This is a genomic window from Snodgrassella sp. CFCC 13594, assembly GCF_001590725.1.
Taxonomy (GTDB): Bacteria; Pseudomonadota; Gammaproteobacteria; order Burkholderiales; family Neisseriaceae; genus Snodgrassella.
The window spans coordinates 1-1,193 of sequence record NZ_LQXR01000058.1 but is presented as its reverse complement, the minus strand read 5'-3'; the positions used below and the strand labels follow the sequence as shown (position 1 = coordinate 1,193).

At 50.0% G+C, this 1,193-nt stretch carries 1 protein-coding gene; it reads right to left on the bottom strand.

Annotated features, from left to right (window positions below):
• Window position 1: 1 nt before the first annotated feature.
• Window positions 2-1,192, bottom strand: coding sequence for an elongation factor Tu (tuf, locus tag A2F46_RS11640; protein WP_066570623.1), 1,191 nt, complete (start codon window positions 1,190-1,192; stop codon window positions 2-4).
• Between the last annotated feature and the right edge of the window lies 1 nt (window position 1,193).

The following is a 1,193-nucleotide window of genomic DNA, read 5'->3' as shown; positions in this document are numbered from 1 at the left end:
TTTAAGCGATGATTTGGGCAACGACACCGGCACCCACGGTACGACCACCTTCACGAATGGCAAAACGCAAACCTTCTTCCATCGCGATCGGGTGAATCAATTCCACACTGATGGTCACGTTTTCACCTGGCATCACCATTTCTACACCGTCACCCAAAGTTACCGCGCCGGTAACGTCTGTTGTACGGAAATAGAACTGCGGACGGTAGTTTGCAAAGAACGGCGTATGACGACCACCTTCTTCTTTGCTCAATACGTATACTTCTGCTTTGAACTGGGTGTGCGGGGTGATTGAACCCGGTTTCGCCAAAATTTGGCCACGTTCCACTTCTTCACGTTTGGTACCACGCAACAATACGCCTACGTTGTCACCTGCTTGACCTTGATCCAGCAATTTGCGGAACATTTCCACACCGGTACAGGTGGTTTTGGTCGTCGGCTTGATGCCCACGATTTCAATTTCGTCGCCAACATTGATGATGCCGCGTTCTACACGACCGGTCACCACGGTACCGCGACCAGAAATGGAGAATACGTCTTCAATCGGCAACAAGAATGGTTTGTCGATGGCACGTTCTGGCGTCGGAATGTAGGTATCCAAAGCGTCAGCCAAAGCCAAGATAGAAGGTTCGCCGATATCTGAAGTATCGCCTTCCAAGGCTTTCAAAGCAGAGCCCTTGATCAATGGTACGTCGTCACCTGGGAATTCGTAGCTGGACAACAGGTCGCGGATTTCCATCTCAACCAATTCCAACAATTCTTCATCATCCACCATGTCGCATTTGTTCATGTACACGATGATGTACGGTACGCCTACCTGACGTGCCAACAAGATGTGTTCACGGGTTTGCGGCATCGGGCCATCAGCAGCAGAAACCACCAAGATGGCGCCGTCCATTTGCGCAGCACCAGTAATCATGTTTTTCACATAGTCGGCGTGTCCTGGGCAGTCTACGTGTGCGTAGTGGCGGCTCTCAGTTTCGTATTCAACGTGTGATGTATTGATGGTAATACCACGGGCTTTTTCTTCCGGGGCATTGTCAATTTGATCGTATGCTTTTGCTGCGCCGCCGAATTTCTTTGACAAAATCGTGCACAACGCAGCTGTTAATGTGGTTTTACCATGGTCAACGTGACCAATGGTGCCAACGTTTACGTGCGGTTTGCTCCGCTCGAATTTTTCTTTAGCCATG

Coding starts and splice junctions, on each gene's coding strand:
- tuf (WP_066570623.1), bottom strand. CDS start 1,192: ATGGCTAAAGAAAAATTCGAGCGGAGCAAACCGCACGTAAACGTTGGC.